The sequence below is a fragment of the Streptomyces sp. NPDC017202 genome, assembly GCF_044331705.1.
Lineage (GTDB): Bacteria > Actinomycetota > Actinomycetes > Streptomycetales > Streptomycetaceae > Streptomyces.
Window position 1 is genome coordinate 182,845 of record NZ_JBIRNP010000001.1, and the last position, 26,825, is coordinate 209,669.

Sequence of the window (26,825 nt, forward strand, 5' to 3'; positions counted from 1 at the left end):
GACCGTCAGGCCGTGGTGAACCGTCAGGCCGTGGTGAACCGTCAGGCCGTGGTGAACCGTCAGGCCGTGGTGAACCACACCGTCGTGTCCGCCGGAAGCCTCGTCCCGCCGTCCGCCTCGTCCGGCTCACCGCTGGCGAGCAGGACACGGCCGTAGGACGGGATGGTCACCGGCTCACCGGTGGTGTTGGCGACGCACACGAACTCGCCGCGCCGGAACGCCAGGACGCCCTCGGGCGCGCGCAGCCACTCCACCGAGTCGCCCGCCCCGAGGTCCGGCCGGGACCGGCGCAGCGCCAGCGCCGAGCGGTACAGCTCCAGCGTCGAGCCGGGCACGCCCTGCTGCGCCTCGATGCTCAGCTCGCCCCAGCCCTCGGGCTGCGGCAGCCAGCTGCCACCGCCGCCGAAGCCGTACGACGAGCCCTCGCGGGTCCACGGGATCGGGACCCGGCAGCCGTCGCGGAAGCCGTCCTGGCCGGCGCCGCGGAAGTACGCCGGGTCCTGGCGGACCTCGTCGGGCAGGTCGACGACGTCCGGCAGCCCCAGCTCCTCGCCCTGGTAGACGTACGCCGAGCCGGGCAGCGCCAGCATCAGCAGGCTGGCCGCGCGGGCGCGCCTGAGGCCGAGGGCGCGGTCACCCGCCGTGCGGATCTGGGTGCCGAGGCCGGGCGGGTTGGCGAAGCGGGTGGCGTGCCGGGTGACGTCGTGGTTGGAGAGCACCCAGGTGGCCGGGGCACCGACCGGACGCATGGCCTCCAGGGTGCGGTCGACGACCTGGCGCAGCTCCTTGGCGTCCCACTCGGTGGCCAGGTACTGGAAGTTGAAGGCCTGGTGCAGTTCGTCGGGGCGGACGTAGTTGGCGGTCCGCTCGACGGTCGGGGTCCACGCCTCGGCGACGAAAATACGTTCACCGGCGTACTCGTCGAGGACCAGGCGCCACTGCCGGTAGACCTCGTGCACGCCGTCCTGGTCGAAGAACGGCATGACATCGTTGCCCAGCAGCTTGAGCTGGTCGTGGGAACCCAGGTCGGGCAGGCCCTCCGCCTTCACCAGGCCGTGCGCCACGTCGATGCGGAAGCCGTCGACGCCCATGTCGAGCCAGAACCGCAGGATGGAGCGGAACTCGTCGCCGACGGCCGGGTGTTCCCAGTTGAAGTCGGGCTGTTCGGGCGCGAAGAGGTGCAGGTACCACTCGCCGGGCGTGCCGTCGGGCTCGGTCACCCGGGTCCAGGCCGGGCCGCCGAAGATGGACTCCCAGTCGTTGGGCGGCAGTTCGCCGTCCGCGCCCTTGCCGGGGCGGAAGTGGTAGCGGTCGCGCAGCGCGGAGCCGGGGCCCTCGGCGAGCGCCCGCTTGAACCACTCGTGCTGGTCGGAGGAGTGGTTGGGGACCAGGTCGACGATGATCCTCAGGCCCAGTCCGTGGGCGTCGCGGATCAGGGCGTCGGCGTCCAGGAGGTTGCCGAACATCGGGTCGACGGCACGGTAGTCGGCGACGTCGTAGCCGGCGTCGGCCTGCGGCGAGGCGTAGAAGGGGCTCAGCCACACGGCGTCCACGCCGAGGTCGCGCAGGTACGGGAGGCGGGAGCGTACGCCCTCCAGGTCACCCATGCCGTCGCCGTTGCTGTCGGCGAAACTGCGCGGGTACACCTGGTAGATGACCGCGTCCCGCCACCAGTCGCCGCGCTGCGCGACGGTGGCGACGGCCGGGACGGGCCGGGTGGTCGGGGCCGGGGCGGCGGAGTGCTGCTGGCTCATGGCTTCCTTGATGCGGTGGGGCTCCCCCCGCTCGAGCGAGGCCGGGCGGGGGGAGGAGTCATCGGGTTCGGACGGAGGTACGGCGGTGCCGGATGTACCGGGTGGCTGACGAGGCGGCCGCGGTCACAGCGGGGTCGGATGGTGACCGCGGCCGCCTCGGGTCTTCGGTGGGCGGCGCCGGGAGCGGCCGCGACGGGGCCGCGGCCGGTGGTCGGCCGCGGCCGCGCGACCGCCGTCCCGGCAGGCGTCACCCCTTCGTGCCGCCCGCGGTCAGGCCGGTCACCAGGTTCTTCTGCACGAGGTAGAAGAACGCGGAGACCGGTATCGCGATCAGCACCGCGGTGGCGGCCATCAGGTTGCGCTGTGCGTCGTGCTCGCTGACGAAGCTCTGGAGTCCGACGGCGAGCGTGTACTTCTCGTCGTCCAGCAGGAACGTGGTGGCGAAGGCGACCTCGCCGAAGGCCGTGATGAAGCTGTAGAACGCGGCCACCGCGAGGCCCGGCTTGGCGAGCGGCAGGATCAGGCGCGCGAAGGTGCCGAAGGGGGTCAGCCCGTCGACCCGGCCGGCCTCGTCGATCTCGAACGGGATGGTGTCGAAGTAGCCCTTGAGCAGCCAGGCGCAGTACGGCACCGCGGTCGAGCAGTAGACCAGGATCAGACCGAGGTAGGTGTCGATGAGCTGGAGGTCCGACAGGATCTGGTACATCGGCACCATCAGCACGGCGACCGGGAACATCTGGGTCACCAGGAGCACCCACATGAACTTGCGGTAGCCGGGGAAGCGCATGCGGGAGACCGCGTAGCCGGTGGTGGCGGCGATCAGCACGCCGATCACCGTGGTGCCCAGCGACACGACCAGCGAGCTCTTCAGCCAGTCGAAGAAGTTCGTCTCCTGGAGGACGAACGTGTAGTTGTCGAAGGTCATCTTCGACCAGATGCGCCCGGGGTGGAGGTAGTCGTCCTTGTCCGGGCCGAGCGAGAGGTAGACCAGCCAGGCGATCGGGAAGAGCGCGATCAGCGAGGCGACGGTCAGCACGCCGTGCGAGGCGAGCGAGGCGGCGACGCCGCGCTGCTCGCGTCCCCGGGTCTTGCCGGGGGCGGCCGCGGGCGGCTCGGTCACGTCGGAGGAGGTCTCGACGGTGGTGGTGCTCATGGGAACTCCTGCCTCAGATCGCGAGCTGCTGCTCGTTGCGGTTCAGCCAGCGGCGGTAGAACGAGGTGAAGACGATCAGGATGGCCAGCAGCAGGATGCCGTAGGCCGCCGACTGGGCGAAGTCACGCGGCTGCTGTCCGAAGCCGAGGTAGTACGCCCAGGTGACGAGGATCTGGGCGTCCGGCGCGGTGTTGCCGAACAGCAGGAAGATCACGGCGAACTGGTTGAAGGTCCAGATGATGCCGAGGAGGACGACGGTCGAGCTGACCGAGCGCAGGCCGGGCAGGGTGACGTAGCGGAACCGCTGCCAGGCGTTGGCACCGTCCATCTCGGCGGCCTCGTAGAGCGAGGAGTCGATGGACTGCAGGCCGCCCAGGAGGGAGACCATCATGAACGGCACGCCGCACCAGGTGTTGACCATGATCGCGGCGAACCGCTGCCAGAAGCTGTCCTCCAGCCACAGCGGCGTCGGCAGGTGCAGGCTCTCCAGGGCGGAGTTGATGATGCCGCCGTCGGCGAGCATGAACCGCCAGCCGAAGACGGTGACGAAGGTCGGCACGGCCCAGGGCAGGACCAGGATCAGCCGGTAGAAGGTGCGGCCGCGCAGCTTCTGGTTGAGCAGGAGGGCGAGGCCGAGACCGAGGGTGTAGTGCAGGGCGACACAGGCCGCCGTCCAGACGATCGTCCAGATGAAGTGCGACCAGAAGCGGTCGTAGGCGGTCTCGCCCCACAGGATGTCGGCGTAGTTGTCCAGGCCGATGAACTTGTAGGTGGCCTCGATCTCGTTGACGCCGATCGTGCGGGCCGTGTTGAGGCTGTTGGCGTCGGTGAGGGTGAGGTACAGGCCGTACCCGAGGGGGTACAGCACGAGGACGCCGAGGACGACCACCACGGGGGCGATCATGACGTAGGCGTACCAGTGCTTCTGGTAACCGTGCTTCAGGCGCTGACCCAGCCCGGGGCGCGGCGCGTCACCGCGGCGCTTGCCGGTCGCGCGGTCGATGGCGACTGTCATGGTTCGACACCTTCTGGAAATTCGAAGATCAGGGGCGGGCTGGGGCACAGGCCGGTGGCCGCCGGATCACTCCCCCGTGCTCGGGGTGATCCGGCGGCCACGCGGGGCTCACTTGCTGAAGTCCGGCACCAGCTTGGCGATGGCGGTCTCGGCGGTGCTCAGGCCCTTGTCGAGGGACTCCTTGCCGCCCGCGATCTTGGGCAGTTCGGTGTCCAGGGGGCCCCACAGGGAGCTGTACTCCGGCAGCGCCGGACGCGGCTGGGCGGCGGACAGCACGGTCTGGTAGCCGGCGATGCCCGGGTCGGCCTTGACCTCGGCGGTGTAGGCGTCGTCGCGCGTCGGCAGCGTGGAGTTCTTCTGCGCGATGGCCGCCTGGGTCTTCGCGGAGGTCATGAAGTTGACGAACTTCAGCGCGGCCTTCTGGTGGGCGGCGTCGGAGCCGGCGTAGACCGAGAGGTTGTGGCCGCCGGTCGGGGCGCCCGCCTTGCCGGTGGAGCCGGCCGGGACGGTGGCGATGCCCAGGTTGTTCTTGTCCGCGAAGGCCGAACCCTTGTAGAAGTTCGTGATCTCCCACGGGCCCTGGACGATGGCCGCGACCTTGCCGTTGACGAAGGCGTCCTGGATGTGGGCGTAGGCGTCGGCGGTGGTGTCCGCCTTGTGCAGGCCCTTGCCGTCGAACATGCCGAGCCAGGTGCCGTACGCCTTCTTCGCCGCCGCCGAGTTGACGGTGATCTTCTTGGCGTCGGCGTCGACGGTGTCGGTGCCCTCGCCGTAGAGGAAGGACTGGGCGTAGTAGGCCTGGGTGGAGCCCCAGTAGCCGTCGACGCCGGTCTTGTCCTTGATCGTGGCGGCGGCCTTCTTCAGGTCGTCCCAGGTCTTGGGCGCCTCGGTGATGCCGGCCTTGGTGAACAGCGCCTTGTTGTAGACGAGCGCGAGGGTGTCGGTGACGAACGGCACGCCGTACGTCTTGCCCTCGTACTTCGCCTGCTCGATCAGGTTCGACTTGAACTTGTCCTGCTCGGCGAGGGCGTCGGTGCCGTCCAGCGGCAGGAAGAAGCCCTTCTTGGCGAAGGCGGGGGTCCAGCCGACCTCGGAGCGCAGCACGTCCGGGGCGCCCTTGGAACCGGCGGCGGTGTCGAACTTGTTCTGCGCCTGGTCGAACTGGACGTTGACGTACTTGACCTTGACGTCCTTGTTGGCGGCCTCGAACTCCTTGACCAAGGCCTGGTACGTCGGCGCCTCATTGGTGGCGTTGGAGGTGTCCCACCAGGTGATCGTGACCGGACCGTCGGCCGAATCGCCGCTGTCGTCACTTCCGCCGCAGGCCGTCGCCGCGAGGGCGAGGGACGCCACCAGCGCGGTGGCCGCTATGCCACGCCGCATTGAGTTCTCCTTGAGGGTGAAAGCCCGGGTAGCCCAGGGAGCGGCCCCGTCCGCCGCCCCTGTCGACTTGCCGACCGCGCCATTGCCGCCGTCGGGCGTCCAGAACGTAACAGCGATGTAAGCATTGCGAAAGACCTTGCAGAAAAGAAGGGCAAGGGATCTCCGAAGTTATTCGGGCGTGACCTCTCGGCGACCGTCATGAGACGCTTGTTTTCAACGGTGGAGCGGTCAGAGGCGGGTTGTGCAAGACTCTGCAAGCTCTTGCCATCACTTTCACGAGGGAGCGCGATGACGCAGCAGCCGGGCCGGGGCCGTCCAACAGGTCGCCCGCGGCGCCCGTTTGGTGTGCAAGGGGACACCTGGCCGGTACAGTCCAACCCTGTGACCACACGGCTTGCCGACATCGCCGCGCAGGCGGGGGTGAGCGAAGCGACCGTCAGCCGCGTCCTCAACGGGAAGCCCGGCGTCGCCGCCACCACCCGCCAGTCCGTGCTCGCCGCTCTGGACGTCCTGGGCTACGAGCGCCCCGTCCGCCTGCGCCAGCGCAGCGCCGGCCTGGTCGGCCTGATCACGCCCGAGCTGGAGAACCCCATATTCCCGGCCCTGGCCCAGGTCATCGGCCAGGCACTGACCCGCCAGGGCTACACCCCGGTGCTCGCCACCCAGACCCCGGGCGGCTCCACCGAGGACGAGCTGACCGAGATGCTGGTGGACCGCGGGGTCGCCGGCATCATCTACGTCTCCGGCCTGCACGCGGACACCACCGCCGACATGCAGCGCTACGAGCAGCTGCGCGCGCAGGGCGTCCCCTTCGTCCTCGTCGACGGCTTCTCGCCCAAGGTGCAGGCGCCGTTCATCTCCCCCGACGACCGGGCGGCGATGTCCCTGGCGGTCACCCACCTCGCGTCCCTGGGCCACACCCGGATCGGCCTGGCCCTCGGCCCGAAGCGCTTCGTCCCGGTGCAGCGCAAGATCGAGGGCTTCGTCCGCGCCATGCAGGAGAGCCTCGGGCTGAGCGCGGAGACGGTCGGGCAGGAGCTGGTCCAGCACTCCCTCTACACGCTGGAGGGCGGCCAGGCCGCCACCATGGCACTCATCGACCGCGACTGCACGGCGGTGGTCTGCGCCAGCGACATGATGGCCCTCGGCGCGATAAGGGCGGCCCGCCAGCGCGACCTGTCCGTCCCCCACGACATCTCCGTCGTCGGATTCGACGACTCCCCCCTGATCGCCTTCACCGACCCGCCCCTGACGACGGTCCGCAAGCCGGTCCCCGCGATGGGGCAGGCCGCGGTGCGCACCCTGCTGGAGGAGATCGGCGGTACGCCGGCCCCGCACAGCGAGTTCGTGTTCATGCCGGAGCTGGTGGTCCGCGGCTCGACGGCCTCGGCGCCGGGTGACCGGAGCCGTCCGTAGGGCGCATACGTCCGCGTTCGGGCGGTACGTCCGCCGTGTCCCCGGGGGTCCCGGGGAGGGGAGAACATGCGGGCCGTATAGGACCAGGGGATGATCGGAGGAGAAGGCTTTTCTGGCAGACTCTGTGTCCATGGGTGAATCGACCGTGACGTCTCTGGAAGGCCATGACCAGGCCGTCTCGGGGCCTGTCACGGCCCCGCAGCGCCCTGGCCGGTTGCAGCGGCTGCGCACTCCGCGCCGCCCGCGCCTGTGGTTCGAGGTCCTGCTGATCGCGGTGAGTTACTGGACGTACTCACAGATCCGCAACGCGGTCCCGGAGCAGCGGACCGAGGCCCTGCGCAACGCCGACTGGATCTGGCGGATGGAGCACCACCTGGCCATCGCCGTCGAGGAGTCCGTCAACCGCACGGTCAACTCGGTCACTTGGCTCATCGTCGGCATGAACTACTACTACGCCACGCTGCATTTCGTGCTGACCCTGGGCGTGCTGGTCTGGCTCTACCGTCTCCATCCCGGCCGCTACGCGGCCACCCGCCTCGCCCTGTTCGCCACCACCGCCGTGGCCCTGGTCGGCTACTACCTGTATCCGCTGGCCCCGCCCCGCCTGATGAACGGCGACGACTTCATCGACACGGTGGTCGTCCACCAGACCTGGGGCTCGATGGCCTCCGGCGACCTCAAGAACATGTCGAACCAGTACGCCGCGATGCCCTCCATGCACATCGGCTGGTCGCTGTGGTGCGGCCTGACGATCTTCGCCCTGGCCGCGGTCCCCTGGGTGCGCGTCCTGGGCCTGCTCTACCCGGTGGCCACCCTGGTCGTCATCGTCGCCACCGCCAACCACTTCTGGCTGGACGCGGTGGGCGGCCTCGTCTGCCTGGCCTTCGGCTACGCGGTGGCCCGCGTCTGGTACGGCGCCCTGCCGCACGCCCTGCCGCGGCACCCACCGCCGAGACCGTAGTCGCACGGCGGGCCGGCGTCTCCGCGGGCCGCCGTCTCCGCGGCCCGTCGGCCGACGGCACCCGTGCACCGGGCGGGGCCGTCCCGGCGGCCGCCCGCCCCGCTCCCGCGGGACCGCCCCGGCGGCTCGTCCTCTCCGGTGCCGGGTGCCCGCGCAAGCCGTCACGCGCCGTAGAACAGCGCGTCCACGACCTGCCGGGCCAGCCGCCCGGTCCGCCGGTAGTCGTCCAGCATGTCCCCCACATGACCGGGCCCGTACCCCAGGTACCGTCCCACGGCGGCCAGCTCGCGGGGATCGGAGGGGAAGGTGTCCCCCGCCCGCCCCCGGACCAGCATCACCGCGTTGCGCACCCTGGTGGCCAGCACCCAGGCCTCGTCGAGCGTCGCCGCGTCCTCCTCCGACAGCAGCCCGCAGTCCCGGGCGGCGGTCAGCGCCGCGCGGGTGCGCGTGGTCCGCAGCCCCGGCTCCCGCGCCCCGTACCGCAGCTGCAGCAACTGCACGGTCCACTCGACGTCCGACAGACCGCCCGGCCCCAGCTTGGTGTGCAGCTTGGGATCGGCCCCGCGCGGCATCCGCTCCGACTCCATCCGCGCCTTCAGCCGCCGGATCTCGCGCACCGCGTCGTCCCCGAGCCCGGCCGGCGGATACCGCAGCGGGTCGATCAGCTCGACGAACCGCCGCCCCAGCTCCTCGTCCCCGGCCACCGGTTCGGCCCGCAGCAACGCCTGCGACTCCCACCCCAGCGACCACCGCCGGTAGTAGGCCGCGTACGAGTTCAGCGTCCGCACCAGCGGCCCGGACTTCCCCTCCGGCCGCAGGTCGGCGTCGACGAGCAGCGGCGGATCGGCACTGGGCACCTGCAGCAGCCGCCGCATCTCGGCGACGACCGTGTTGGCCGCCCGCCCGGCCTCCTGCTCGTCGGCCCCCTCGCGGGGTTCGTGCACGAACAGCACGTCCGCGTCGGACCCGTAGCCCAGCTCGTGCCCCCCGAACCGCCCCATGCCGATGATCGCGAACCGGGTGGGCAGCGTGTCGCCCCAGCCTTCCCGCACCACGGCCCGCAGGGTGCCGGCCAGGGTGGCCGCGGTGAGGTCGGAGACGGCCCCGCCGACCAGGTCGACGAGGGCGCCCCGGTCGGCCTCGACGGGCTGCGCCTCCGTGCCGTAGGAGGCGACGATGTCCGCGGCGGCCGTACGGAACAGCTCCCGGCGCCGCACCCCGCGCGCCGCGGTGACGCCCTGCACGGCGCCGTCCGCGCGACCGACCGCGGCGAGGATCTCCTGCTCCAGGTGGGCCCGGCCGCGCGGCGCCAGCCCGCCCCCGTCGCCGTCCCCGAGCAGCGCGACGGCCTCGGGCGCCCGCATCAGCAGGTCGGGCGCGAGCCGCCCCGCCGACAGGACCCGTGCCAGGTTCTCCGCGGCCGCGCCCTCGTCGCGCAGCAGCCGCAGGTACCAGGGCGTCTTCCCCAGCGCGTCCGACACCTTGCGGAAGTTGAGCAGTCCGGCGTCCGGGTCGGCGGAGTCGGCGAACCAGCCGAGCAGCACCGGCAGCAGGGTCCGCTGGATCGCCGCCTTGCGGGTCACCCCGGACGCCAGCGCCTCCAGGTGCCGCAGGGCCGCGGCCGGGTCGGCGTAGCCGAGCGCGACGAGCCGCTCGCGGGCGGCCGCGGTGCTCAGCCGCGCCTCGCCGGAGGGGAGCTGGGCCACCGCGTCCAGCAGCGGCCGGTAGAACAGCTTCTCGTGCAGCCGCCGGACGACGGCGGCGTGCCGCTTCCACTCGCGGTTCAGCTCGGCCACCGGATCGGTCCGCAGCCCGAGGGACCGTCCGAGCCGCCGCTGGTCGCCCTCGGCCTCGGGGACGAGGTGGGTGCGGCGCAGCTGGTGGAGCTGGATCCGGTGCTCCATGGACCGCAGGAACCGGTAGGCGTCGTCGAGCTGGACGGCGTCGGTCCGCCCGACGTAGCCGCCGGCGGCGAGCGCCCGCAGGGCGTCGAGGGTGGTGCCGCTGCGCAGCGACGCGTCGGCCCGCCCGTGCACCAGCTGGAGCAGCTGTACGGCGAACTCGACGTCCCGCAGGCCGCCCGGCCCGAGCTTGAGTTCGCGCTCGACCTCGGCGACGGGGATGTTCTCGACGACCCGCCGCCGCATCTTCTGGACGTCGGCGACGAAGTTCTCCCGCTCGGCGGCCTGCCACACCAGCGGCTCGACGGTGGCGACGTACTCCGCGCCCAGGGCGAGGTCACCGGCGACCGGGCGGGCCTTCAGCAGGGCCTGGAACTCCCAGGTCTTGGCCCAGCGCCGGTAGTAGGCGAGATGGCTGCTGAGCGTCCGCACCAGAGGGCCGTTGCGGCCCTCGGGCCGCAGGTTGGCGTCGACGGGCCAGATGGACCCCTCGACGGTGGTCTCCGAGCAGATCCGCATCATGTGCGAGGCCAGCTTGGTGGCGGCGCGCAGCGCCTTGCCCTCGTCGGCCCCGTCGAGGGCCTCGCCCACGAAGATGACGTCGACGTCGGAGACGTAGTTCAGCTCGTGTCCGCCGCACTTGCCCATCGCGATCACCGCGAGCCGGCACAGCGCGGCGTCGTCGGGGGCGGCGGCCCGGGCGAGACCGAGGGCGGCCCGGAGCGTGGCGGTGGCCAGATCGGCCAGTTCGGCGGCGGTCTCGGCCAGATCGGTGGTCCCGCACACGTCGCGGGCGGCGATGGACAGCAGGCAGCGCCGGTAGGCGATCCGCAGCGAGACCGGGTCGTCGGCCCCGGCGAGTCCGCGTTCGAACTCCTCCACCCCGGGGTGCAGGTCGCTCGGCTCGTAGGTGACCAGGGCCTCCCAGTCCCGGGGGTGCCGGGCGAGGTGGTCGGCGAGGGCGGCGGAGGCGCCGAGGACCCCGAGCAGCCGGTCGCGCAGCGGCTTGGCGGCTATCACGGTGTCGATCAGCTCGCGCCGGGCGGCCGCACCGGGCTGCGCCTCCAGCAGCCGGACGAGTCCCCGCAGGGCGAGGTCGGGGTCGGCGGTGCGGCCGAGGGCCTCCAGCAGCACGGGGTCGTCGCGCACCGGGGACAGCTCGGCGCCGTCCAGGAGGCGTTCGGCGGCGGAGGCATCGGTGAAACCGTGCCGCAGCAGTCGCGTGAAGGTGCTGCTCCTGCGCCCCGGCCCCGTCATCCCCGGCCTCCTCCGCTGCGATCAAGGTCGTACGGACTCGAGCGTAACCCGCGTCGACGTGGTGGCGCCCCGGCCGGGTTTCGGGTTGTGTGGGGGGCGGCCATGTGCCTCGGGGGCTGCCCGGGACGGCCGTACGGCATGCGTGACGGTCGCGACGAAGGAGTTGCTCCATGGACATGACCCTCGAAGTCATCCTGTTGCCGGTGTCCGACGTGGACCGGGCCAAGGAGTTCTACCGGGACAAGGTCGGCTTCCACGTGGACCTCGACGGCGAGGTGATGGACGGCGTACGGATCGTCCAGCTCACCCCGCCCGGCTCGGGCTGCTCGATCGCCCTGGTGGACGGAATGCAGATCCCGACGGGCACGCCGAGCCCGGGGACGTACCACGGGATGCAGCTGTGCGTGACGGACGCGAAGGCGGCCCACGCGGAGCTGACCGCCCGCGGCCTGGAGGTGAGCGAGCCGCAGCAGTTCGCCCCGCGGGACGGCGCCACCTTCATGTACTTCAAGGACCCCGACGGTGGGGGTCCCCCCGCTCGAGCGGAGTTCGAGAGTGGGGGAGGCTGGGCCATCCAGGAGTACCGCCGCCGCGCGACGGAACCCCTGCACCAGGTCCTCGCGGACCTGGCCGGACGGCGGCCGGAGTAGCCGGGCCCCTGCCGACTACGCCGCCGCGCCGCCCTGGTCACCGCTTGCCGGCATCCGCAGCGTGTGGTCACCGAAGTCGGCGACCAGGTCCAGCCTGCCGCCGAGCGCCTCGACGTAACGTGCGATGACATCAAGAGTGGCGACCTCGCCGTGCTCGATCTGGGACACGCGAGCGATGCTCACCCCCATACGAACAGCCACATCCCTCTGTGCCAGCCCGTACTGATGGCGCGCCTCGGCGAGTTGACGACCACGGGCTTCTGCCAGCAGACGACGCGATCCCGCTTCCACCTCGGCGGGATCCACACCGGCCGAGTACAGCTCCTGCTCCAGGGTCTCCCAGTCCTGCGGGACCTTCTTGGGCATGCTTACTCCTCAGTCCTCCGTGCCACCGGTGTAGTCGTAGTAAAGCCGTTCAGCCAGAGGAACGTTGTCGCGGTACCAACGATCCCAGTTCCCCGCCTGCCACCCGGCCGCCTCTCCCGCCGGGACCCGTACGCGGCGTTCGACCGGCCCGCACTGGACCGGCTGCTGCCCCGCCTCGACACGCTCGCCGGGCGGCCCCCCCCCCGGACAGGAGGAGGAGTACTCCAACCTCGGCTACGCCGTGCTCGGCGCAGCCCTGACCGCGGCATCCGGGGCGACGTACGAGGAACTGGTGACCGAGTACGTCCTGCGGCCGCTGGATCTCACGGAGATCACCGCGAACCCCGATCCCGGCCGACGCCTGCTGCCCCCGGGACTCCTGGGACGGCCCCGCAGGCCATGGACGATGGCCGGCGCGATCCTGCCGGCGGGAGGACTGTGGGCCACGCCCCGTGCGGCAGCCGACCTGGTGGTACGCCTCTTGGTGGAGCGCCGACTGGGAGATCCCGCCCCGAGCTGGCAGACGGCAGGACCCCTGCACTGGCACAACGGGGCCGCACGCCACGCCTCGGTCTTCACCGGAGCGACGGACGACGGCCGCTGGGTGATGATCCACCGCCTCAACGCCCCGCCGGAGGGTACGGATCGGGCGGGTGTGGAGATCCTCAAGGGAAACGGGAAGGTTTCCTGACGAGTTGGTGCGTGGCAGCGGATGACACGTTCCCGCTGGTGGTCTCACCTGATTCAGCTACGGCATGATCTCCCGCACGCCGTCCTCGGGCTGCCGTTCGGCGTCGACCGCTCCACCGTCACCAGGGCCGCAGAAGAGATACGCGGACTCCTGGCCAAGCGGGGTGTGCAGTCCCCGGCCCCCCTGCCTGAGCGAGACGCTGTGGGGCCGGCGGTCCATGACCGTCGGCCCCACAGCCCGTTCCAGCGGGGCACCCGCCCCGACCTGCCCCTACAGCACCGGCAGGCTCTTCCGCAGCTCGAAGGCGGTGACCTCGGAGCGGTACTCCTCCCACTCCTGCTTCTTGTTGCGCAGGAAGAAGTCGAAGACGTGCTCGCCGAGGGTCTCGGCGACCAGGTCGCTGCGCTCCATCAGGGTCAGGGCCTCGCCGAGGTTCTGCGGGAGGGGCTCGATGCCCATCGCGCGGCGCTCGGCGTCGGAGAGGGCCCACACGTCGTCCTCGGCGCCCGGGGGCAGCTCGTAGCCCTCCTCGACGCCCTTGAGGCCGGCGGCCAGCAGCATGGCGTAGGCCAGGTAGGGGTTGGCGCCGGAGTCGAGGGAGCGGACCTCGATGCGGGCCGAGCCGGTCTTGCCGGGCTTGTACATCGGGACGCGGACCAGGGCCGAGCGGTTGTTGTGGCCCCAGCAGATGTACGAGGGAGCCTCGCCGCCCGCGCCGGCGGTGCGCTCGGAGCCGCCCCAGATGCGCTTGTAGGAGTTGACCCACTGGTTGGTCACGGCCGAGATCTCCGCCGCGTGCTTCAGCAGGCCCGCGATGAAGGAGCGGCCGACCTTGGAGAGCTGGTACTCGGAGCCGGACTCGTAGAAGGCGTTGCGGTCGCCCTCGAAGAGGGAGAGGTGGGTGTGCATGCCGGAGCCGGGGTGCTCGGAGAACGGCTTCGGCATGAAGGTCGCCTGGACGCCCTGCTCCAGCGCGACCTGCTTCATCACCAGGCGGAACGTCATGATGTTGTCGGCCGTGGAGAGCGCGTCGGCGTACCGCAGGTCGATCTCCTGCTGGCCGGGGCCGCCCTCGTGGTGGGAGAACTCGACCGAGATGCCCATCGACTCCAGCATGGTGATCGCCTGGCGGCGGAAGTCCATGCCGATGTTCTGCGGGGTGTGGTCGAAGTAGCCGGAGTTGTCGGCGGGGGTGGGACGCGAGCCGTCGAGGGGGCGGTCCTTCAGCAGGAAGAACTCGATCTCGGGATGGGTGTAGAAGGTGAAGCCCAGGTCGGAGGCGCGGGCCAGGGCACGCTTGAGGACGTACCGCGGGTCGGCGAAGGACGGGGAGCCGTCCGGCATGAGGATGTCGCAGAACATGCGGGCGGTGCCGGGGGCCTCCGCGCGCCAGGGCAGGACCTGGAAGGTGGAGGGGTCCGGCTTGGCGATCATGTCGGACTCGTACACCCGGGCGAAGCCCTCGATGGCGGAGCCGTCGAAGCCGATGCCTTCGTCGAACGCCTGTTCGAGTTCGGCCGGGGCCACGGCGACGGACTTGAGGAAGCCCAGCACGTCCGTGAACCACAGGCGTACGAACCGGATGTCGCGCTCCTCCAACGTCCGGAGCACGAACTCCTGCTGCTTGTCCATCTTCCGCTTCCCCATCCTTGCCGGTCAGGCTGCCTGTCTCCCGCATCGCGGGAGGCGGTCGGGCACCTGAGCATCCCACCACAACACCATTTCATGCGCGTTGCGCACCTTGATCGTGAGACCGACCCCGGGGTGAACGCCTCGCGTGCGGCAGGTGTACCGCTCCCCGCCCATCTTGCCTGTTCGCACCGACATCCGTAACGCCCGGCCCCCTCCACCCCGAGGCGGGGTCCACCTCTGGTACGAGCAGGACGCCCCCGAGGGTGCCCGCACCGGCCTCGCCGACCTCACGGACGTCCCGGTCCCGCCCGGTACGCGCGCGTACCCGTGCGGCCCGCTGCCGTTCATGCGCGCGGTCGGGGCCCAGCCGATCGAGAAGGGGTCGCCCCGGCGGACGCGCACTACGAGGTGTTCGGCCCGGACCTGTGGCCGGCGGCGGCCTGACGGCGGCCCGCGGCCCGGAGGGGAGCACCACGGACCCGTGATCTCGTGATCAGCGGTCCGGGGGCTTCCCTCCGGCGTGCGGACGAGCGCGTGGACGAGGACGGGGCGAGGTCCGGGCCGACCCGACGGCGGCCGCCTACCTCACCGCGGTGAGCGTTGCGTAGACGACGACGTTGCCCTGGTATCCGGTGCGCTCGGTGTAACCGCCTCCGCAGGTGATCACGCGCAGTTCGGCCCGGCCGGAACTGCCGTAGACCTTGTCGTCGGGAAATCGTTCCTTGTCGTAGACCTCCACGGCGTCGACGGTGAAGACGGCCGTGCGCCGGTCCGCCCGGTCGACCTCGACCGTGTGGCCCTTGGCGACGGAGCCGAGGCCGTAGAAGACCCCGGGGGCGCCGGTGGGCAGGTCCACGTGTCCGGTGGTGACGGCCGTCCCGGCGGATCCGGGGGGCGTGCCCCCGCCGTACCAGCCGACGAGGCCGGGGGCGTCGGCCGGTGGGGGCTGGAGTGCCCCCGACGCGTCGAGGCGCAGTTCGCCCATCGGCGCGTCCACGCCGATGGCGGGGATCCTGAGTCGCACGGGTGGTGAGGGCCGCAGAGGCCGGACGGCCGGACCTGCTGCCGGGGCGGTGGAGCCGGCGGTGGGAGTCGCCGGGGCGGTCGGGTCGGCGGTGGGGGCTGCCGGGGCGGAGAAGGCCTGGCCCGCCGAAGGCTGCGGTGGCTGCCCGTCGCGCAGCGCACCGGTCACCAGCAGCGTGCCTGTCACCACTGTCCAGGCCAGGAGTTTCGTCGAAGGGATGTACGAGGGCGTGGAAGCGCGGGTGGGGTGGCCGGGAGCCATCGGGTTCGAGCCTCTCGCTGACGACGGGGGAGAGACGGACGGCCGTGCCGCGCGGTTCCCGGTGAGCCCGGTGAGCCCGGTGAGCCCGGTGAGCCCGGTGAGCCCGGTGAGCCGGATGAAGGGGACACCGCGAGCCGGTGGGGTGGTGCGTGGGCGGTCAGGCGCGGTTCGCGTGCGCGCGGTGACGCGCTCGCACCAGCCAGCCGGCGGCACCCGCGGCCAGCAGCGCCCCGCCCAGGGCGAGCTGTCCGGCCGTGTTGCCGGAGTCCCCGAAGCCGGCCTCGACGGCGCCGTTGGGCTGACGCGACGTCAGCGTGTAGGAGTCCGTGAGCTTGATCCGCGGCGGGCATTTGACGGTGACGGTGTCGGTGGTGGCCCCGGTCCCGGCCGGCACCGTGAACCGGCCGGTGAGCACGCCCTTGCGCTCGCCCTCGAAGAGGTGGAACGCCCCCGCCAGCTCGGACTCGCCCTTGCCGTAGGTCACGTCCGCGCCGCAGGCGTCGGTGCTGACGGTGACCGTGGAGCCGGAAGAACCCGCCCGCGAGCGGATGTGGAGACTCGAGTCGTCGGCCGCGGCGACCGGGATCTGCAGCGCCAGGGCACCGACCACCAGTCCGATGCCTACGCCGATGCGTGTGTTGCCCAAGGGGTCCTCCAGTGAAGCTTCGTCAGGTCTGCCTTACGGCGCCTCTTGCCTCTACTGATAAAACGATTAACGCCTCGTCACCTCCGCGACGTGGCAGTTGGACAGAGGTTTCACCCGGCAGGCTTACCCGGCGCCCCCCGGGAGGGGCCGGGCCCGGGCCCGGGGCTCCGTCGCGGGGACGATGGCGCGAACGATGGCGGGAACGATGGCGGAAAACGTCCTACAGCGCGCCGAACCTCCCCCGGGCATCGCGCATCTTCAGGTACGCAGGCGCGCACTGACCCGCGCGCCGATCCGTACGCGAGGGGAACCCGACACTTCATGAACAGCAAGCTCACCGCCATGGCCCTTGCGGCCGCCGTCGTCGCCGGTGCCGCCGTCACCGCCGCACCGGCCTCGGCCGCCGCCGGACCGACCCGCTGCCACACCGCCGACCTGAAGGCCGGCTTCGCCCTGGGGGACGACGCGAAGCCGGAGATGGGGCAGAGCGAGAAGCAGACCCGGGCGTACGTCTGGTTCACCAACCGGAGCGAGCGGACCTGCACCCTGTCCGGCTTCGCCGGTGTCGACATGGTCGGCGCGCAGAAGACCGACGGGACCTGGTCGCTGGCGCGCTCCTCCAAGAAGCCCGTGAAGATGACCCTGGAGCAGGGGGACACGGTGGACTTCGGCATCACCCTGCTCCCCGTGGCCGCGTCCACGCCGCAGACGGAGAAGTTCGTCCCGTCGAAGTTCCTGGTGACCCCGCCGGACGAGACGGAGGCCTTCACCCTGAAGTGGCCGTTCGGGGGCCAGATCCTCAAGCAGGACGGCGCCACCCACCCGGCCACCTACCTCGACCCGGTCGGGCTGTGACCGACCGGACGGCCGCTGAGCCTCCCTTCGGAGGCGGACGCGGCCACCGCGGGAGCTCCGGAACGGGCTGAAACCCGCGAACCGGCCGGCGGGCCGGAGGCCCGCCGGCCGCCCAGGCCGCGTGCCGATGCGCCCGGCGGGGGTCCGGTCGGCGCGGCCCGCCACGGCGGACCCGCCGGACCCGTCAGCCCCGCCCGGAGATCCCCAGCAGCAGCGGGCCCGTCGGGGCCGCGACGATGTCGGAGACCGTGATCGGGTCCAGCGAGGCGTAGAAGGCCTCCTGGGCCCGGCGCAGGGCGCCGCGCAGGCGGCAGCCGCTGCTCAGGGGGCAGGGGGTGGCGCCCTCGCAGTCGACGACGTCGCCGTCGCCCTCGAAGGCGCGGACCACGGCGCCCACCGACGCCGTACGGCCCTTCTCCGTCAGGGAGAGGCCGCCGCCCCGGCCGCGGCGGGCCTCCAGGAGGCCCATGTGCTGGAGTTCCGCGACGACCTTGGCCGTGTGGGTGTACGGGACCTCCATGGCGGCGGCCACGTCCCGGGTCGTCGGAGTGGTCCCGTCCACCACCGCGAGCCGCATCAGCACGCGCAGTGCCAGGTCGGTGGATCGCAAGAGCCGCATGGAGTGAAGGGTAGAGGAGGCGCGCACATAATGCGCATCTCGGTCTCCGATTATGCGGGGCGTCCCGGCGCCGCCCGCGCCCGCCCTTGGCCGTGACCTGCCTAGGGGTTCACCCGGTTGCCGCACTACGATCAGTGGAACCGAACGAATCGAACGACACCCGGACACCGCGATCGTTCGCAGGCCCCGCACGCCCCGACCGTTCCGCCCCCTTTCCCAGAAGGACAGGCCCCATGGGTTCCGCCAAGAAGGACATCAGCGCGGCGCGCCAGGCGCGCATAGAGGCGATGCGCCGTGCCGAGCGGTCGCGCGAGCGGCGCAACCGGATCCTGACGATCACGGCGAGCACCCTCGTGGTGGCCGCCCTCGTCGTCGGCACCGTGCTCCTCGTGCGGTCGCAGTCGGACGACACCCCCTCCGCCGACGCCAAGACCTCCGGCAGCTTCGTCACCGGCTCGGACGGCGTGAGGACGTGGAAGGGCACGCTGGGCCGCACCCACGTCACCAAGACGGTCAGCTACCCGATGGAGCCGCCGGTCGGCGGTGACCACAACCAGGTGTGGATGAACTGCGACGGCGACGTCTACACCGAGGCCCTGAACAACATGAACGCGGTGCACTCGCTGGAGCACGGCGCGGTCTGGGTGACGTACAACAGCAAGGCGCCGAAGGCCGACGTGGACGCGCTGGCGGCGAAGGTGAAGAAGACGCCGTACACGCTGATGAGCCCGGACGACAAGCAGGCCGATCCGATCGTGCTGACCGCCTGGGGGCACCAGCGGACGGTGACCGGGGCGAGCGACCCGAACGTGGACACGTTCTTCCAGAAGTACGTGCAGGGCGAGCAGACCCCGGAGCCGGGCGCCGCGTGCACGGGCGGTCTGTCGAAGTGAGGTACGCGGGCGTCGCCGTGGCCGTGGCCGGGGTGCTGGTTGCCGCCGGGGCGATCAGTTACTCCGTGGCCGGGGACAACGGCTCCGAGGTGCCCTCCGCCGAATCCGCGGACGCCGGTTTCGCCCGGGACATGGCGGTGCACCACCAGCAGGCCGTCGAGATGTCGTACATCGTGCGCGACCGCACGAAGGACGAGGAGGTGCGGCGGCTCGCCTACGACATCGCGCAGACGCAGGCCAACCAGCGCGGCATGCTGATCGGCTGGCTCGACCTGTGGAAGCTGCCCAAGGTGTCCTCGGACGAGCCGATGGCCTGGATGGACATGGCCGGCATGGCCTCCGGCGAGGACGGGGCGCTGATGCCGGGCATGGCCACCGACACCGAGATGGAGAAGCTCGGCACGCTGAACGGCAGGCAGGCCGAGATCTTCTACCTCCAGCTGATGACGGACCACCACCGGGGCGGCGTCCACATGGCCGAGGGCTGTGCCGACAAGTGCACGGTGGGCGTGGAGAAGCGGCTCGCGCGGGGCATGGTCGAGGCCCAGCAGTCGGAGATCCGGCTGATGTCCGACATGCTCACGGCACGGGGGGCCGCACCGCGCCCGTAGGGCACGGGCCGCCCGACCCGGAGGCGCGGCTGCCGGGGCGTTTCGCGGCAGGGCCCCGGGGGACGCGTGGTGCGTGCGGTACAGGCCCCGGAGAACAGCACCCAGGGGGCGCGGGAACACGGATCCCGCGCCCCTCGCGCTGTGCGCGGAGCGGCCCCGCACCCCGCACCCCCCATCGCGTCGCTCTGACGATTACACTGCCCGTGTGTCCGGAATCCGCCCTGTGCCGGCGAGACCCCGCGCGCTCGTCCGCCGTGTCCGCCCCCTTCACCCGAGGAAGCTCCGTTGAACTTCTGGTCGATCTACCAGCACGGCTTCGCGCGCGTCGCCGCGTGCACGGGCCACACCGTCATCGCGGACCCGCGCGCCAACGCCGAAGCGGTGCTGCGCCAGGCCCGCCGGTGCGCCGACGAGGGGGTCGCCGTCACCGTGTTCCCCGAGCTGGTGCTGTGCGGCTACTCCATCGAGGACCTGCTGCTCCAGGACGCGCTGCTCGACCAGGTCGAGGAGGCGCTGGCGGAGGTGGTGGCGGGGTCGGCGGAACTGCTGCCGGTCCTGGTCGTCGGCGCCCCGCTGCGCCACCGCAACCGGGTCTACAACTGCGCGGTGGTCGTGCACCGCGGCCGGGTGCTCGGCGTCGTGCCCAAGTCGTACCCGCCGAACTACCGCGAGTTCTACGAGCGCCGGCAGATCGCCGGGGGCGACGACGAGCGCGGCGGGACGATCCGGGTCGGTGGGGAAGCCGTACCGTTCGGCGTGGACCTGCTGTTCGAGGCGGCGGACGTCCCCGGCCTTGTGCTGCACGCCGAGGTCTGCGAGGACATGTGGGTGCCGGTGCCGCCGAGCGCCGAGGCCGCCCTGGCGGGCGCGACCGTCCTCGTCAACCTCTCGGGCAGCCCGATCACGGTCGGCAGGGCCGAGGACCGCAAGCTGCTGTGCCGCTCGGCGTCCTCCCGCTGCCTCGCCGCGTACGTCTACGCGGCGGCCGGGCTCGGCGAGTCGACCACCGACCTGTCCTGGGACGGGCAGACCCTCATCTACGAGAACGGGACGCTGCTGGCGGAGTCCGACCGCTTCGCGCTCGGCGAGAGTCACGCGGTGGCCGACGTGGACCTCGACCTGCTGCGGCAGGAGCGGATGCGGATGGGCACGTTCGACGAGAACCGGCGTACGCACGCCGCGCGGACCGGGGACTTCCGGACGGTGTCCTTCACGCTCGCCCCGCCGGTCGCCGACCTGGGGCTGCGCCGGCGCGTCGAGCGGTTCCCGTTCGTGCCCGCCGACGCCGAGCGGCTCGCCCTGGACTGCTACGAGGCCTACAACATCCAGGTCGCCGGCCTCCAGCAGCGGCTGGCCTCGATCGGCGGCCCGAAAGTCGTCATCGGGGTGTCCGGGGGTCTCGACTCCACGCACGCGCTGATCGTCGCCGCCCGCGCGATGGACCGCGCGGGCCGGCCGCGCAGCGACATCCTGGCCTGGACCCTGCCCGGCTTCGCCACCAGCGACCACACCAAGGGCAACGCCCACAAGCTGATGCGGGCCCTCGGGGTCACGGCGGCCGAGCTGGACATCACGCCGACCGCGCGGCTGATGCTGAAGGAGATGGGCCACCCCTTCGCCTCCGGCGAGCCGGTGTACGACGTCACCTTCGAGAACGTGCAGGCGGGCCTGCGCACCGACTACCTGTTCCGGCTCGCCAACCAGCGCGGCGGCATCGTGCTGGGCACCGGCGACCTGTCGGAGCTGGCGCTCGGCTGGTCCACGTACGGCGTGGGCGACCAGATGAGCCACTACAACGTCAACTCGGGCGTGCCGAAGACGCTGATGCAGCACCTGATCCGCTGGGTCGTCAGCAGCGAGCAGTTCGACGAGGAGACCGGCGAGGTGCTGACCGCGATCCTCGACACCGAGATCAGCCCCGAGCTGGTGCCGGGCGAGGAGATGCAGTCCACCGAGTCCAGGATCGGCCCGTACGCGCTGCACGACTTCACCCTGTTCCAGGTGCTGCGCTACGGCTTCCGGCCCTCGAAGATCGCCTTCCTGGCCTGGCACGCCTGGCACGACGCGGAGGGCGGCGCCTGGCCGCCGGGCTTCCCCGAGGCCAAGCGGGTGGCGTACGACCTGCCGGAGATCCGGCGCTGGCTGGAGGTGTTCTGCCGCCGCTTCTTCGCGTTCGCGCAGTTCAAGCGCTCGGCCATGCCGAACGGGCCGAAGGTGTCGGCCGGCGGTTCGCTCTCCCCGCGCGGCGACTGGCGGGCACCGTCCGACAGCTCGGCCGAGGCCTGGTTGCGCGACCTCGCCCGCGTCGACGAGGCGGTGGCGGAACGCTGACAGCCCCCTGGTGAGGGGCCGGGGCCGGGGACTCCTCCCCGGCACCGGTTCAGCCCTTGAGCGACGCGACGAAGGGCGCCCAGGCGGCGGCACCGAGGAGCAGGGCGGGGCCGTGGGGGACCTTGGAGTCCCGGACGGGGACGAGGCCGGGGATGTCGTCGGCTACTTCGAGGCAGTCGCCGCCGCTGCCGTTGCTGTAGCTGGACTTGCGCCAGAGGGCGGCGCCGGGGAAGTCGGTGGCTACTTCGACGCACTCCCCGCCGTCACCGTTGCTGTAGCTGCTCCTGAACCAGAGCGCTTCACTCAAGTCGATCCGGTTGCTTGTCATTTCGGTAATCCTCTGCGGCTGCCCTGATCATGGCCAGGGACGTCTCTGGTGACAGCGCAACGGCCCTGAGCCGATCGTATGCCTTGCGGTACTGCCTCACGAGGGCCGGATCGTCGATGGTGTCACCGCTGTAGGACGCCTCGGTGTAGATCAGTGGGGGCGCGTCCGGGAAGGTCATGACCATGATGGAGGCGGCCATCAGGGGATACGCCCCACAGGTTCGCGGAATGATCTGCGGAGTGATCCGCCGTCGCTCTGCCAACTCCACGACCCGGTCCAGCTGTTCGGCCATCTCCAGTGGCGGAAGGATCGAGTCCGTGACCAGCGACTCATGCAGGACCACCCAGTACTCCGGGGTGGTGTGATCCTCCTCGAAGAGGCGGGCACGAGCGAGCCGGGCCATCACCTTCTCCTCGACCCACTCATCGGGAACCGCCAGGTGCGCCGACCGGACCAGTGTCCGAGCGTAGGGGGCGGTCTGGAGCAGCCCCGGAAAAATGATGGGGGACCACAACTCAATGGACTCCGCGTGCTTCTCGGCCTCCAGGGCCTTCTCGAAGTACGCGGCGTGCGGCCCCCGCCGCGCCTTCCGCACATCCTCACAGTGCCGTTCGAAGAACCCGTCGGTCCCCAGCGCCCGGTCCACGTGCCGGGCCAGGTCCAACGGCATCCGGCGCTCGCCGCGTTCGATGTCGCTGAGGTAGGTCTTGCCGTAGAAGCTGCCCTGGAGCAGTCCCTCCAGCGAGAGTCCCGCCGCCTCCCGCTTCCACCTCAACTCCTTGCCGTAGAACGTCGGGACGCTCATCGAGCCGTCGATGTCCTTGCGCCGTGCCACTCGCACACCTTCCGCCGTACCGGTCGCGAACGCGCGACCCCTTCCACCGTAGCCAGCACGGCGACATTCTGTGAGGAGTTCGTCACACACCGCACAGAAGGTGGCCGCCCCCATGCCCGACCGCTCCCCCACCCCCTACGACGTCACCCTCTGCGTCGAGAACCTGCGTACCGCCCTCGCCCTGCACGGCATCACGCTGCCGTCCCTGCGGGCGGACCTGCCGAGCTTCGCCGGTGCGTACGCGCCGCCCGCCGGCCTCGTCGCGCTCGGGAACTGCAACACCGCCACGGCCCAGGCGCTCGCGACCGCCCTGCGCGGGACGGCGACCGGGCGATGACCTTCGAACTCGACCTGCTCGCCACGCCGAAGTCCGTGCCCGAGCTGCGCCACCACCTGCGCGCACTCGACTTCGACGTCCTCCTGTGCGCGACGGAGTTGCTGGCGAACGTCATCGACCACCTCGGCGAGGGCACCCCGGTGACGGTCCGCGTCATCGGCACCCCTCACGGGCACACCCGCGTCGAGGTCACCGACCCCGACGCCCGCGCCCTCCCCGTCCTGCTGTCGGCCACCGGCACCGCCGAGTCCGGCCGCGGCCTGGCCCTGGTCGACGCGCTGTCCCGGCGCTGGGGCGTGGACCAGGGAGCGGACCACAAGACGGTCTGGTGCGAACTGGCCGTACCGGGGCGCCGGCCGGAGACGCCTGTCCTGGAGGGACCTGCCGGGGCCGCGACTTCGGCAGGGCCCTGAGGGCACCCGGAATTGTGGCTTCCACCATGGCGGACGCGGGCTCGACCTGGTGAGATCACCGGATGCTCGGTCTCCTCCTGCGCGTTCTGCCCTTCTGGGTCCGCGAACCCCTGCTCATCGCCCTCGGGTCCGTCCTCGGCGTACGCCTCACGTACCTCGCCGTCCACGACCACGACCTGGTCATGGCCGGTATCGGCGCGGTGTTCCTCGTGTTCACCGCGATACGCGTTCACATGGTGGTCCGGGCGCTGCGCGCGCGCCGGAACCCGGCTCCGGCGGCCTCCGCGGACGGGACGCCGCCGACCGACGCCGTCGCTCAAGCCTGGGCCCAGGCACAGGTGGCACCGGCTGGAACGGCACCGGCACCCGCACCGGTCGGAGCCGGCTCGCCTCCCGGCCCGGCCGCCGCGGAGAAGGAGCCCAACCCGTGGGGGCAGGCCGTCGCGGCCGTGGCCGTGTTCGCGGCACTCGGGGCCGCGCTGTGGCTGGGCCCCGACATGCTGCCGGCCGACGACGACACACCGCAGGCCGCCTCGTGTTCGGACACGGAGACGGAGGACGAGACGCTGCCGGCGGTCTACGAGAAGAAGCCCCGGCCCGTGACCGGTGACCAGCTGTGCCAGGCACTCAACCGGTCCGACCTGGCGAAGCTCCTCGGTACGCCCGCGGAGATCGCGACCTCGGCCTCCGGCAGCAACAACACCGCCGCGCTGACCGACGGGAAGGTCGCCGAGCCGGAGGCCCAGGTCGCGTTCGACACGTACACCGTGAACCTCTCGGCGACGTACAACGACCTGTCGACCGCCCAGTACGTGAAGCTGGTGAAGATCGCGGGGGACGAGGACGAGAAGAACCTCAAAACGCTCACGGTCCTCGGCCGCCCCGCGTTCCTCTCATCGGAGCACACCATGAAGTTCGAGTTCAGTCTCGGGAGCGAGGGGTCCAGCGCGCCGATGCAACAAGGCCCCCTGGCCAGGACGCTGTCCGTGGCGCTCGACGGCAAGGACCGGGGCGGCTCCTACGACATCACCGTGTGGAGCGAGTCCGGAGCCCTCCCCACCGACCAGGCCCTCCTCGACATCGCCGAGAAGGTCCTTCCGGCGATCCCCGGACGGAGCGCCCGCTGAGACGTCCGGGACGTCCAAGCGGAGAGCGCGAGTTCGATTCTCGTCACCCGCTCCATGATCAAGGCCCAGGTCAGACACCTGGTCCTTGTTGGTTGATGAGAGCTTTGGCTCGCGCCTCAGGCGACGGTGTACTCCGCGTCCCCGAAGTCTGCAACTACGCGCAGTCGGCCGCCGAGCGCTTCCACGTAGGCCCGGAGGGTCGCGACCTCCGCGCGATCCAGCTCACCGTGCTCGATCGCGGAGACCCGAGGTGCTGAGACCCCCATCGACGCGGCCACTTGGCGCTGAGTCAGCGCCTGTTCACGCCTGACCTCCGCGAGCTTGTGAGCGCGCACTTCGGCGGTCAGCCGGTCCATCGCCGCTTGCTTCTCCTGAGCCGACCGCACCGGCAACCCAGCGACCGCACGCCGCTCGCGCGCCTTGCGCTTGGTTTCCTCCCAGCTCACGGTGCTCATTCGTACTCCCTGGTTTCGAGATCGGCCACATGTGTCCGGTACCGCTGCTCAGCAAGCGGAATGTTGATGTCGTACCAGCGCTGCCAGTTCCCGGCCTTGTCGCCGGCCACCAGCAGTACCGCCCGGCGCACCGGATCGAAGGCGAAGAGGATGCGGATCTCACTGTTCCCGGACGAGCCCGGTCTCAGCTCCTTCAGGTGATGATTCTCAGCGCCCTTGATCCGATCGACCAGCGGGCGGCCCAGCGTCGGGCCTGTGGCCGCCAGCATGTCGATGGCATCTTCCACTTGTTCAGCGGTGTTCCAGTCCTCTTCGGCCAGTGCCTCGAACCACGCCGCGACCTCCCCGACCAGGACCACTTCCCATTGAGCCACGGCCACCGTGTTAACGCAAGCATTAACTTCGCCGTGGTGATCTGCGGAATCGGGGCCGATGCCCGGGCCAGAGGCTGGACGGGCTCGGACAGGCCGCGCTCGCCGCAGGACCTGTACAGGTAGGCCGCGAGGCGGGCGTAGGCGCTCGTCGAAAGGGTGGCACGGCTGAAGGTCCTGGCAGATCTTCCGCAGAGCCCGCATCAGCCCCACCTCATGACCGTCATCGCCAAAGTCATCAGGTCACCCTCGCCCTCGCCCTCGCCCTCGAGAAGCAACGCTGAAAACGCTCAGTGGTGCAGCACTCCCGGCCGCTCGGGCGTGTGGGTGGCGACCACGCGGCCCGCGCGGGCGGACTCCCGGCGCCGGTCCACCGCGTACGCCACCGCGGCCACCCCGAGGCCCAGGGCCGCCAGCACCGCGCCCGCCAGCGCGGGCGACGTCACGCCGAAGCCCGCCGCGAGGGCCAGCCCACCGATCCAGGCGCCGCCGGCGTTGGCCAGGTTGAACGCGGCCTGGTTGGCGGAGGAGGCCAGTGACGGGCCCGCGGCCGCCTTCTCCATCACCATCATGTTGAGCGGCGAACCCGTCACGAACGCCGCCACGCCCAGCAGGAGCACGGCCAGCGCACCGCCCCACGCCGTCGTCATCAGCAGCGGGAACAGGGCCAGGACGGCGACCAGGGACGCCAGGCCGCCGAACAGGGTCGGACGCATCGCGTGGTCGGCGAGCCGTCCGCCCAGCAGGTTGCCGATCGTCGCGCCGACGCCGAACAGCGCCAGCAGCAGGGTCACGCTGGAGTCGGCGTAACCGGCGGTGTCCGTCAGCATCGGCGTGACGTAGCTGTAGGCGGAGAACAGCGCGCCGAACCCGGCGACCGTCGTGCCCAGCGCCAGCCACACCGGCAGCGAGCGCAGGGCGGCCAGCTCGCCGCGCAGGCCGGTCGTGGGGGCGGCGGCCCGGTCGCGCGGGATCAGCAGGGCCAGCGACGCCATCGCCACCAGGCCGATCGCGCTCACGCCCAGGAAGGTCGTCCGCCAGCCGAGGCGCTGGCCCATGAGCGTGGCGACCGGGACGCCCGCGATGTTGGCCACCGTCAGGCCGAGGAACATCAGCGACACCGAGCGCGCCTTGCGCTCGGGCGCGACCATGTTCGTGGCGACCACCGCGCCCACGCCGAAGAAGGCGCCGTGCGGGAGGCCGCTGAGGAAGCGGGCGGCGAGCAGGGAGCCGTTGCCGGGCGCGAACGCGGACAGCGCGTTGCCGGCCACGAACAGCGCCATGAGGGAGATCAGGACCGTGCGGCGGGACATCCGCGCCGTGGCGGCCGCGAGCAGCGGGGCGCCGATGACGACGCCGAGCGCGTAGGCGGAGACCAGGTGGCCGGCGGCCGGGAGGGAGATGCCGAGGTCGTCGGCGACGTCGGGCAGCAGGCCCATCATCACGAACTCGGTGGTGCCGATGCCGAAGGCACCCACGGCGAGGGCGAGCAGGGCCAGGGGCATGGAAGAGCCTGTGCCTTTCAGGAGAGGAGTTCCGT

27 protein-coding genes and 1 pseudogene are annotated in these 26,825 nt (G+C 71.3%); 12 read left to right on the forward strand and 16 right to left on the reverse strand.

All coding sequences use genetic code 11. The features are described from left to right. Nucleotides 1-59: 59 nt before the first annotated feature. From ACH4N1_RS00805 to ACH4N1_RS00820, 4 genes are all read right to left on the reverse strand, one after another. Entirely contained in the window at nucleotides 60-1,754 is a 1,695-nt protein-coding gene (locus tag ACH4N1_RS00805; RefSeq protein ID WP_398093507.1) for a glycoside hydrolase family 13 protein, read from the reverse strand. 247 nt (nucleotides 1,755-2,001) lie between these two features. Further along, nucleotides 2,002-2,907, reverse strand: a complete 906-nt coding sequence (locus ACH4N1_RS00810; RefSeq protein WP_398093509.1) for a sugar ABC transporter permease — start codon at nucleotides 2,905-2,907, stop codon at nucleotides 2,002-2,004. 13 nt (nucleotides 2,908-2,920) lie between these two features. Further along, nucleotides 2,921-3,922, reverse strand: a complete 1,002-nt coding sequence (locus tag ACH4N1_RS00815) for a carbohydrate ABC transporter permease (protein ID WP_398093511.1) — start codon at nucleotides 3,920-3,922, stop codon at nucleotides 2,921-2,923. 108 nt (nucleotides 3,923-4,030) lie between these two features. Then, complete coding sequence (locus tag ACH4N1_RS00820) at nucleotides 4,031-5,305, reverse strand: extracellular solute-binding protein (RefSeq protein ID WP_398093513.1); 1,275 nt, start codon at nucleotides 5,303-5,305, stop codon at nucleotides 4,031-4,033. Nucleotides 5,306-5,686: 381 nt separating this feature from the next. On the opposite strand from ACH4N1_RS00820, the gene ACH4N1_RS00825 reads away from it, so the two are divergent. Both ACH4N1_RS00825 and ACH4N1_RS00830 read left to right on the forward strand, forming a co-directional pair. After that, a complete protein-coding gene (locus ACH4N1_RS00825; RefSeq protein ID WP_398093515.1) occupies nucleotides 5,687-6,721 on the forward strand; it encodes a LacI family DNA-binding transcriptional regulator in 1,035 nt (344 codons plus the stop codon). A gap of 130 nt (nucleotides 6,722-6,851) precedes the next feature. Further along, nucleotides 6,852-7,682 carry a phosphatase PAP2 family protein gene (locus ACH4N1_RS00830; protein WP_398093516.1) on the forward strand — a complete coding sequence of 277 codons (831 nt, stop codon included), beginning with the start codon at nucleotides 6,852-6,854 and terminating at the stop codon, nucleotides 7,680-7,682. A gap of 161 nt (nucleotides 7,683-7,843) precedes the next feature. Here the strand turns inward: ACH4N1_RS00830 and ACH4N1_RS00835 are convergent, their stop codons facing one another. Beyond that, nucleotides 7,844-10,840: a bifunctional [glutamine synthetase] adenylyltransferase/[glutamine synthetase]-adenylyl-L-tyrosine phosphorylase gene (locus ACH4N1_RS00835; RefSeq protein WP_398093518.1), complete on the reverse strand. Its 2,997-nt coding sequence runs from the start codon at nucleotides 10,838-10,840 to the stop codon at nucleotides 7,844-7,846. 170 nt (nucleotides 10,841-11,010) lie between these two features. On the opposite strand from ACH4N1_RS00835, the gene ACH4N1_RS00840 reads away from it, so the two are divergent. Then, nucleotides 11,011-11,490, forward strand: coding sequence for a VOC family protein (locus ACH4N1_RS00840; RefSeq protein ID WP_398093519.1), 480 nt, complete (start codon nucleotides 11,011-11,013; stop codon nucleotides 11,488-11,490). Between the two features lie 15 nt (nucleotides 11,491-11,505). Here the strand turns inward: ACH4N1_RS00840 and ACH4N1_RS00845 are convergent, their stop codons facing one another. Beyond that, a complete protein-coding gene (locus ACH4N1_RS00845) occupies nucleotides 11,506-11,856 on the reverse strand; it encodes a helix-turn-helix domain-containing protein (RefSeq protein ID WP_398093521.1) in 351 nt (116 codons plus the stop codon). Between the two features lie 241 nt (nucleotides 11,857-12,097). Between ACH4N1_RS00845 and ACH4N1_RS00850 the strand changes: the two genes are divergently transcribed. Further along, nucleotides 12,098-12,547, forward strand: coding sequence for a serine hydrolase (locus tag ACH4N1_RS00850; RefSeq protein ID WP_398093522.1), 450 nt, complete (start codon nucleotides 12,098-12,100; stop codon nucleotides 12,545-12,547). A 57-nt stretch (nucleotides 12,548-12,604) separates the two neighbouring features. Here ACH4N1_RS00850 and ACH4N1_RS00855 read toward each other — a convergent pair whose 3' ends face one another. Then, a complete protein-coding gene (locus ACH4N1_RS00855; RefSeq protein WP_398093523.1) occupies nucleotides 12,605-12,766 on the reverse strand; it encodes a hypothetical protein in 162 nt (53 codons plus the stop codon). 51 nt (nucleotides 12,767-12,817) lie between these two features. Continuing rightward, nucleotides 12,818-14,179 (reverse strand): type I glutamate--ammonia ligase, encoded by a 1,362-nt coding sequence (gene glnA / locus ACH4N1_RS00860; RefSeq protein ID WP_398093524.1) that lies wholly within the window; start codon nucleotides 14,177-14,179, stop codon nucleotides 12,818-12,820. Nucleotides 14,180-14,411: 232 nt separating this feature from the next. Here glnA and ACH4N1_RS00865 point away from each other — a divergent pair. Continuing rightward, a pseudogene (locus tag ACH4N1_RS00865) lies at nucleotides 14,412-14,623 on the forward strand (hemin transporter); the annotation flags it as partial. Nucleotides 14,624-14,759: 136 nt separating this feature from the next. Here the strand turns inward: ACH4N1_RS00865 and ACH4N1_RS00870 are convergent. Both ACH4N1_RS00870 and ACH4N1_RS00875 read right to left on the reverse strand, forming a co-directional pair. Further along, complete coding sequence (locus tag ACH4N1_RS00870) at nucleotides 14,760-15,464, reverse strand: class F sortase (RefSeq protein ID WP_398093526.1); 705 nt, start codon at nucleotides 15,462-15,464, stop codon at nucleotides 14,760-14,762. A gap of 157 nt (nucleotides 15,465-15,621) precedes the next feature. After that, a complete protein-coding gene (locus ACH4N1_RS00875; protein WP_398093528.1) occupies nucleotides 15,622-16,110 on the reverse strand; it encodes a sortase in 489 nt (162 codons plus the stop codon). A 321-nt stretch (nucleotides 16,111-16,431) separates the two neighbouring features. Here ACH4N1_RS00875 and ACH4N1_RS00880 point away from each other — a divergent pair, with 321 nt between their 5' ends. After that, a complete protein-coding gene (locus tag ACH4N1_RS00880) occupies nucleotides 16,432-16,965 on the forward strand; it encodes a DUF4232 domain-containing protein (RefSeq protein ID WP_398093529.1) in 534 nt (177 codons plus the stop codon). A 184-nt stretch (nucleotides 16,966-17,149) separates the two neighbouring features. On the opposite strand, the gene ACH4N1_RS00885 is transcribed toward ACH4N1_RS00880, so the two are convergent. Then, nucleotides 17,150-17,584, reverse strand: coding sequence for an RrF2 family transcriptional regulator (locus ACH4N1_RS00885; RefSeq protein WP_398093530.1), 435 nt, complete (start codon nucleotides 17,582-17,584; stop codon nucleotides 17,150-17,152). Nucleotides 17,585-17,817: 233 nt separating this feature from the next. Here ACH4N1_RS00885 and ACH4N1_RS00890 point away from each other — a divergent pair, with 233 nt between their 5' ends. The 3 genes from ACH4N1_RS00890 (at nucleotide 17,818) to ACH4N1_RS00900 (ending at nucleotide 21,419) form a co-directional block, all read left to right on the forward strand. Further along, nucleotides 17,818-18,477 carry a DUF3105 domain-containing protein gene (locus ACH4N1_RS00890; protein ID WP_398093532.1) on the forward strand — a complete coding sequence of 220 codons (660 nt, stop codon included), beginning with the start codon at nucleotides 17,818-17,820 and terminating at the stop codon, nucleotides 18,475-18,477. Continuing rightward, nucleotides 18,474-19,088, forward strand: a complete 615-nt coding sequence (locus ACH4N1_RS00895) for a DUF305 domain-containing protein (protein ID WP_398093534.1) — start codon at nucleotides 18,474-18,476, stop codon at nucleotides 19,086-19,088. The genes ACH4N1_RS00890 and ACH4N1_RS00895 overlap by 4 nt, the downstream gene beginning before the upstream one ends. A 285-nt stretch (nucleotides 19,089-19,373) precedes the next feature. Continuing rightward, nucleotides 19,374-21,419: an NAD(+) synthase gene (locus ACH4N1_RS00900; protein WP_398093536.1), complete on the forward strand. Its 2,046-nt coding sequence runs from the start codon at nucleotides 19,374-19,376 to the stop codon at nucleotides 21,417-21,419. Between the two features lie 49 nt (nucleotides 21,420-21,468). Here the strand turns inward: ACH4N1_RS00900 and ACH4N1_RS00905 are convergent, their stop codons facing one another. Together ACH4N1_RS00905 and ACH4N1_RS00910 are read right to left on the reverse strand one after the other, a co-directional pair. Further along, nucleotides 21,469-21,747 (reverse strand): DUF397 domain-containing protein, encoded by a 279-nt coding sequence (locus ACH4N1_RS00905; RefSeq protein ID WP_398093537.1) that lies wholly within the window; start codon nucleotides 21,745-21,747, stop codon nucleotides 21,469-21,471. Continuing rightward, complete coding sequence (locus ACH4N1_RS00910; protein WP_398093539.1) at nucleotides 21,719-22,582, reverse strand: Scr1 family TA system antitoxin-like transcriptional regulator; 864 nt, start codon at nucleotides 22,580-22,582, stop codon at nucleotides 21,719-21,721. The genes ACH4N1_RS00905 and ACH4N1_RS00910 overlap by 29 nt, the downstream gene beginning before the upstream one ends. A 112-nt stretch (nucleotides 22,583-22,694) precedes the next feature. Between ACH4N1_RS00910 and ACH4N1_RS00915 the strand changes: the two genes are divergently transcribed. The 3 genes from ACH4N1_RS00915 to ACH4N1_RS00925 all read left to right on the forward strand — a co-directional run bounded on the left by ACH4N1_RS00915 (nucleotide 22,695) and on the right by ACH4N1_RS00925 (nucleotide 24,459). Further along, nucleotides 22,695-22,919, forward strand: coding sequence for a hypothetical protein (locus ACH4N1_RS00915; protein ID WP_398093541.1), 225 nt, complete (start codon nucleotides 22,695-22,697; stop codon nucleotides 22,917-22,919). Next, nucleotides 22,916-23,332 carry an ATP-binding protein gene (locus ACH4N1_RS00920; protein ID WP_398093542.1) on the forward strand — a complete coding sequence of 139 codons (417 nt, stop codon included), beginning with the start codon at nucleotides 22,916-22,918 and terminating at the stop codon, nucleotides 23,330-23,332. Before ACH4N1_RS00915 ends, ACH4N1_RS00920 begins: the two co-directional genes overlap by 4 nt. Before the next feature lie 62 nt (nucleotides 23,333-23,394). After that, a complete protein-coding gene (locus tag ACH4N1_RS00925) occupies nucleotides 23,395-24,459 on the forward strand; it encodes a DUF6215 domain-containing protein (protein WP_398093544.1) in 1,065 nt (354 codons plus the stop codon). A 116-nt stretch (nucleotides 24,460-24,575) separates the two neighbouring features. On the opposite strand, the gene ACH4N1_RS00930 is transcribed toward ACH4N1_RS00925, so the two are convergent. The 3 genes from ACH4N1_RS00930 to ACH4N1_RS00940 form a co-directional block, all read right to left on the reverse strand. Beyond that, on the reverse strand, nucleotides 24,576-24,914 hold the full coding sequence (locus ACH4N1_RS00930) for an XRE family transcriptional regulator (RefSeq protein ID WP_398093546.1): 339 nt from the start codon (nucleotides 24,912-24,914) through the stop codon (nucleotides 24,576-24,578). Further along, nucleotides 24,911-25,294 (reverse strand): type II toxin-antitoxin system RelE/ParE family toxin, encoded by a 384-nt coding sequence (locus ACH4N1_RS00935; protein WP_398093547.1) that lies wholly within the window; start codon nucleotides 25,292-25,294, stop codon nucleotides 24,911-24,913. Before ACH4N1_RS00935 ends, ACH4N1_RS00930 begins: the two co-directional genes overlap by 4 nt. A gap of 281 nt (nucleotides 25,295-25,575) precedes the next feature. Continuing rightward, nucleotides 25,576-26,790, reverse strand: coding sequence for an MFS transporter (locus ACH4N1_RS00940; RefSeq protein ID WP_398093549.1), 1,215 nt, complete (start codon nucleotides 26,788-26,790; stop codon nucleotides 25,576-25,578). Nucleotides 26,791-26,825: the final 35 nt, after the last annotated feature.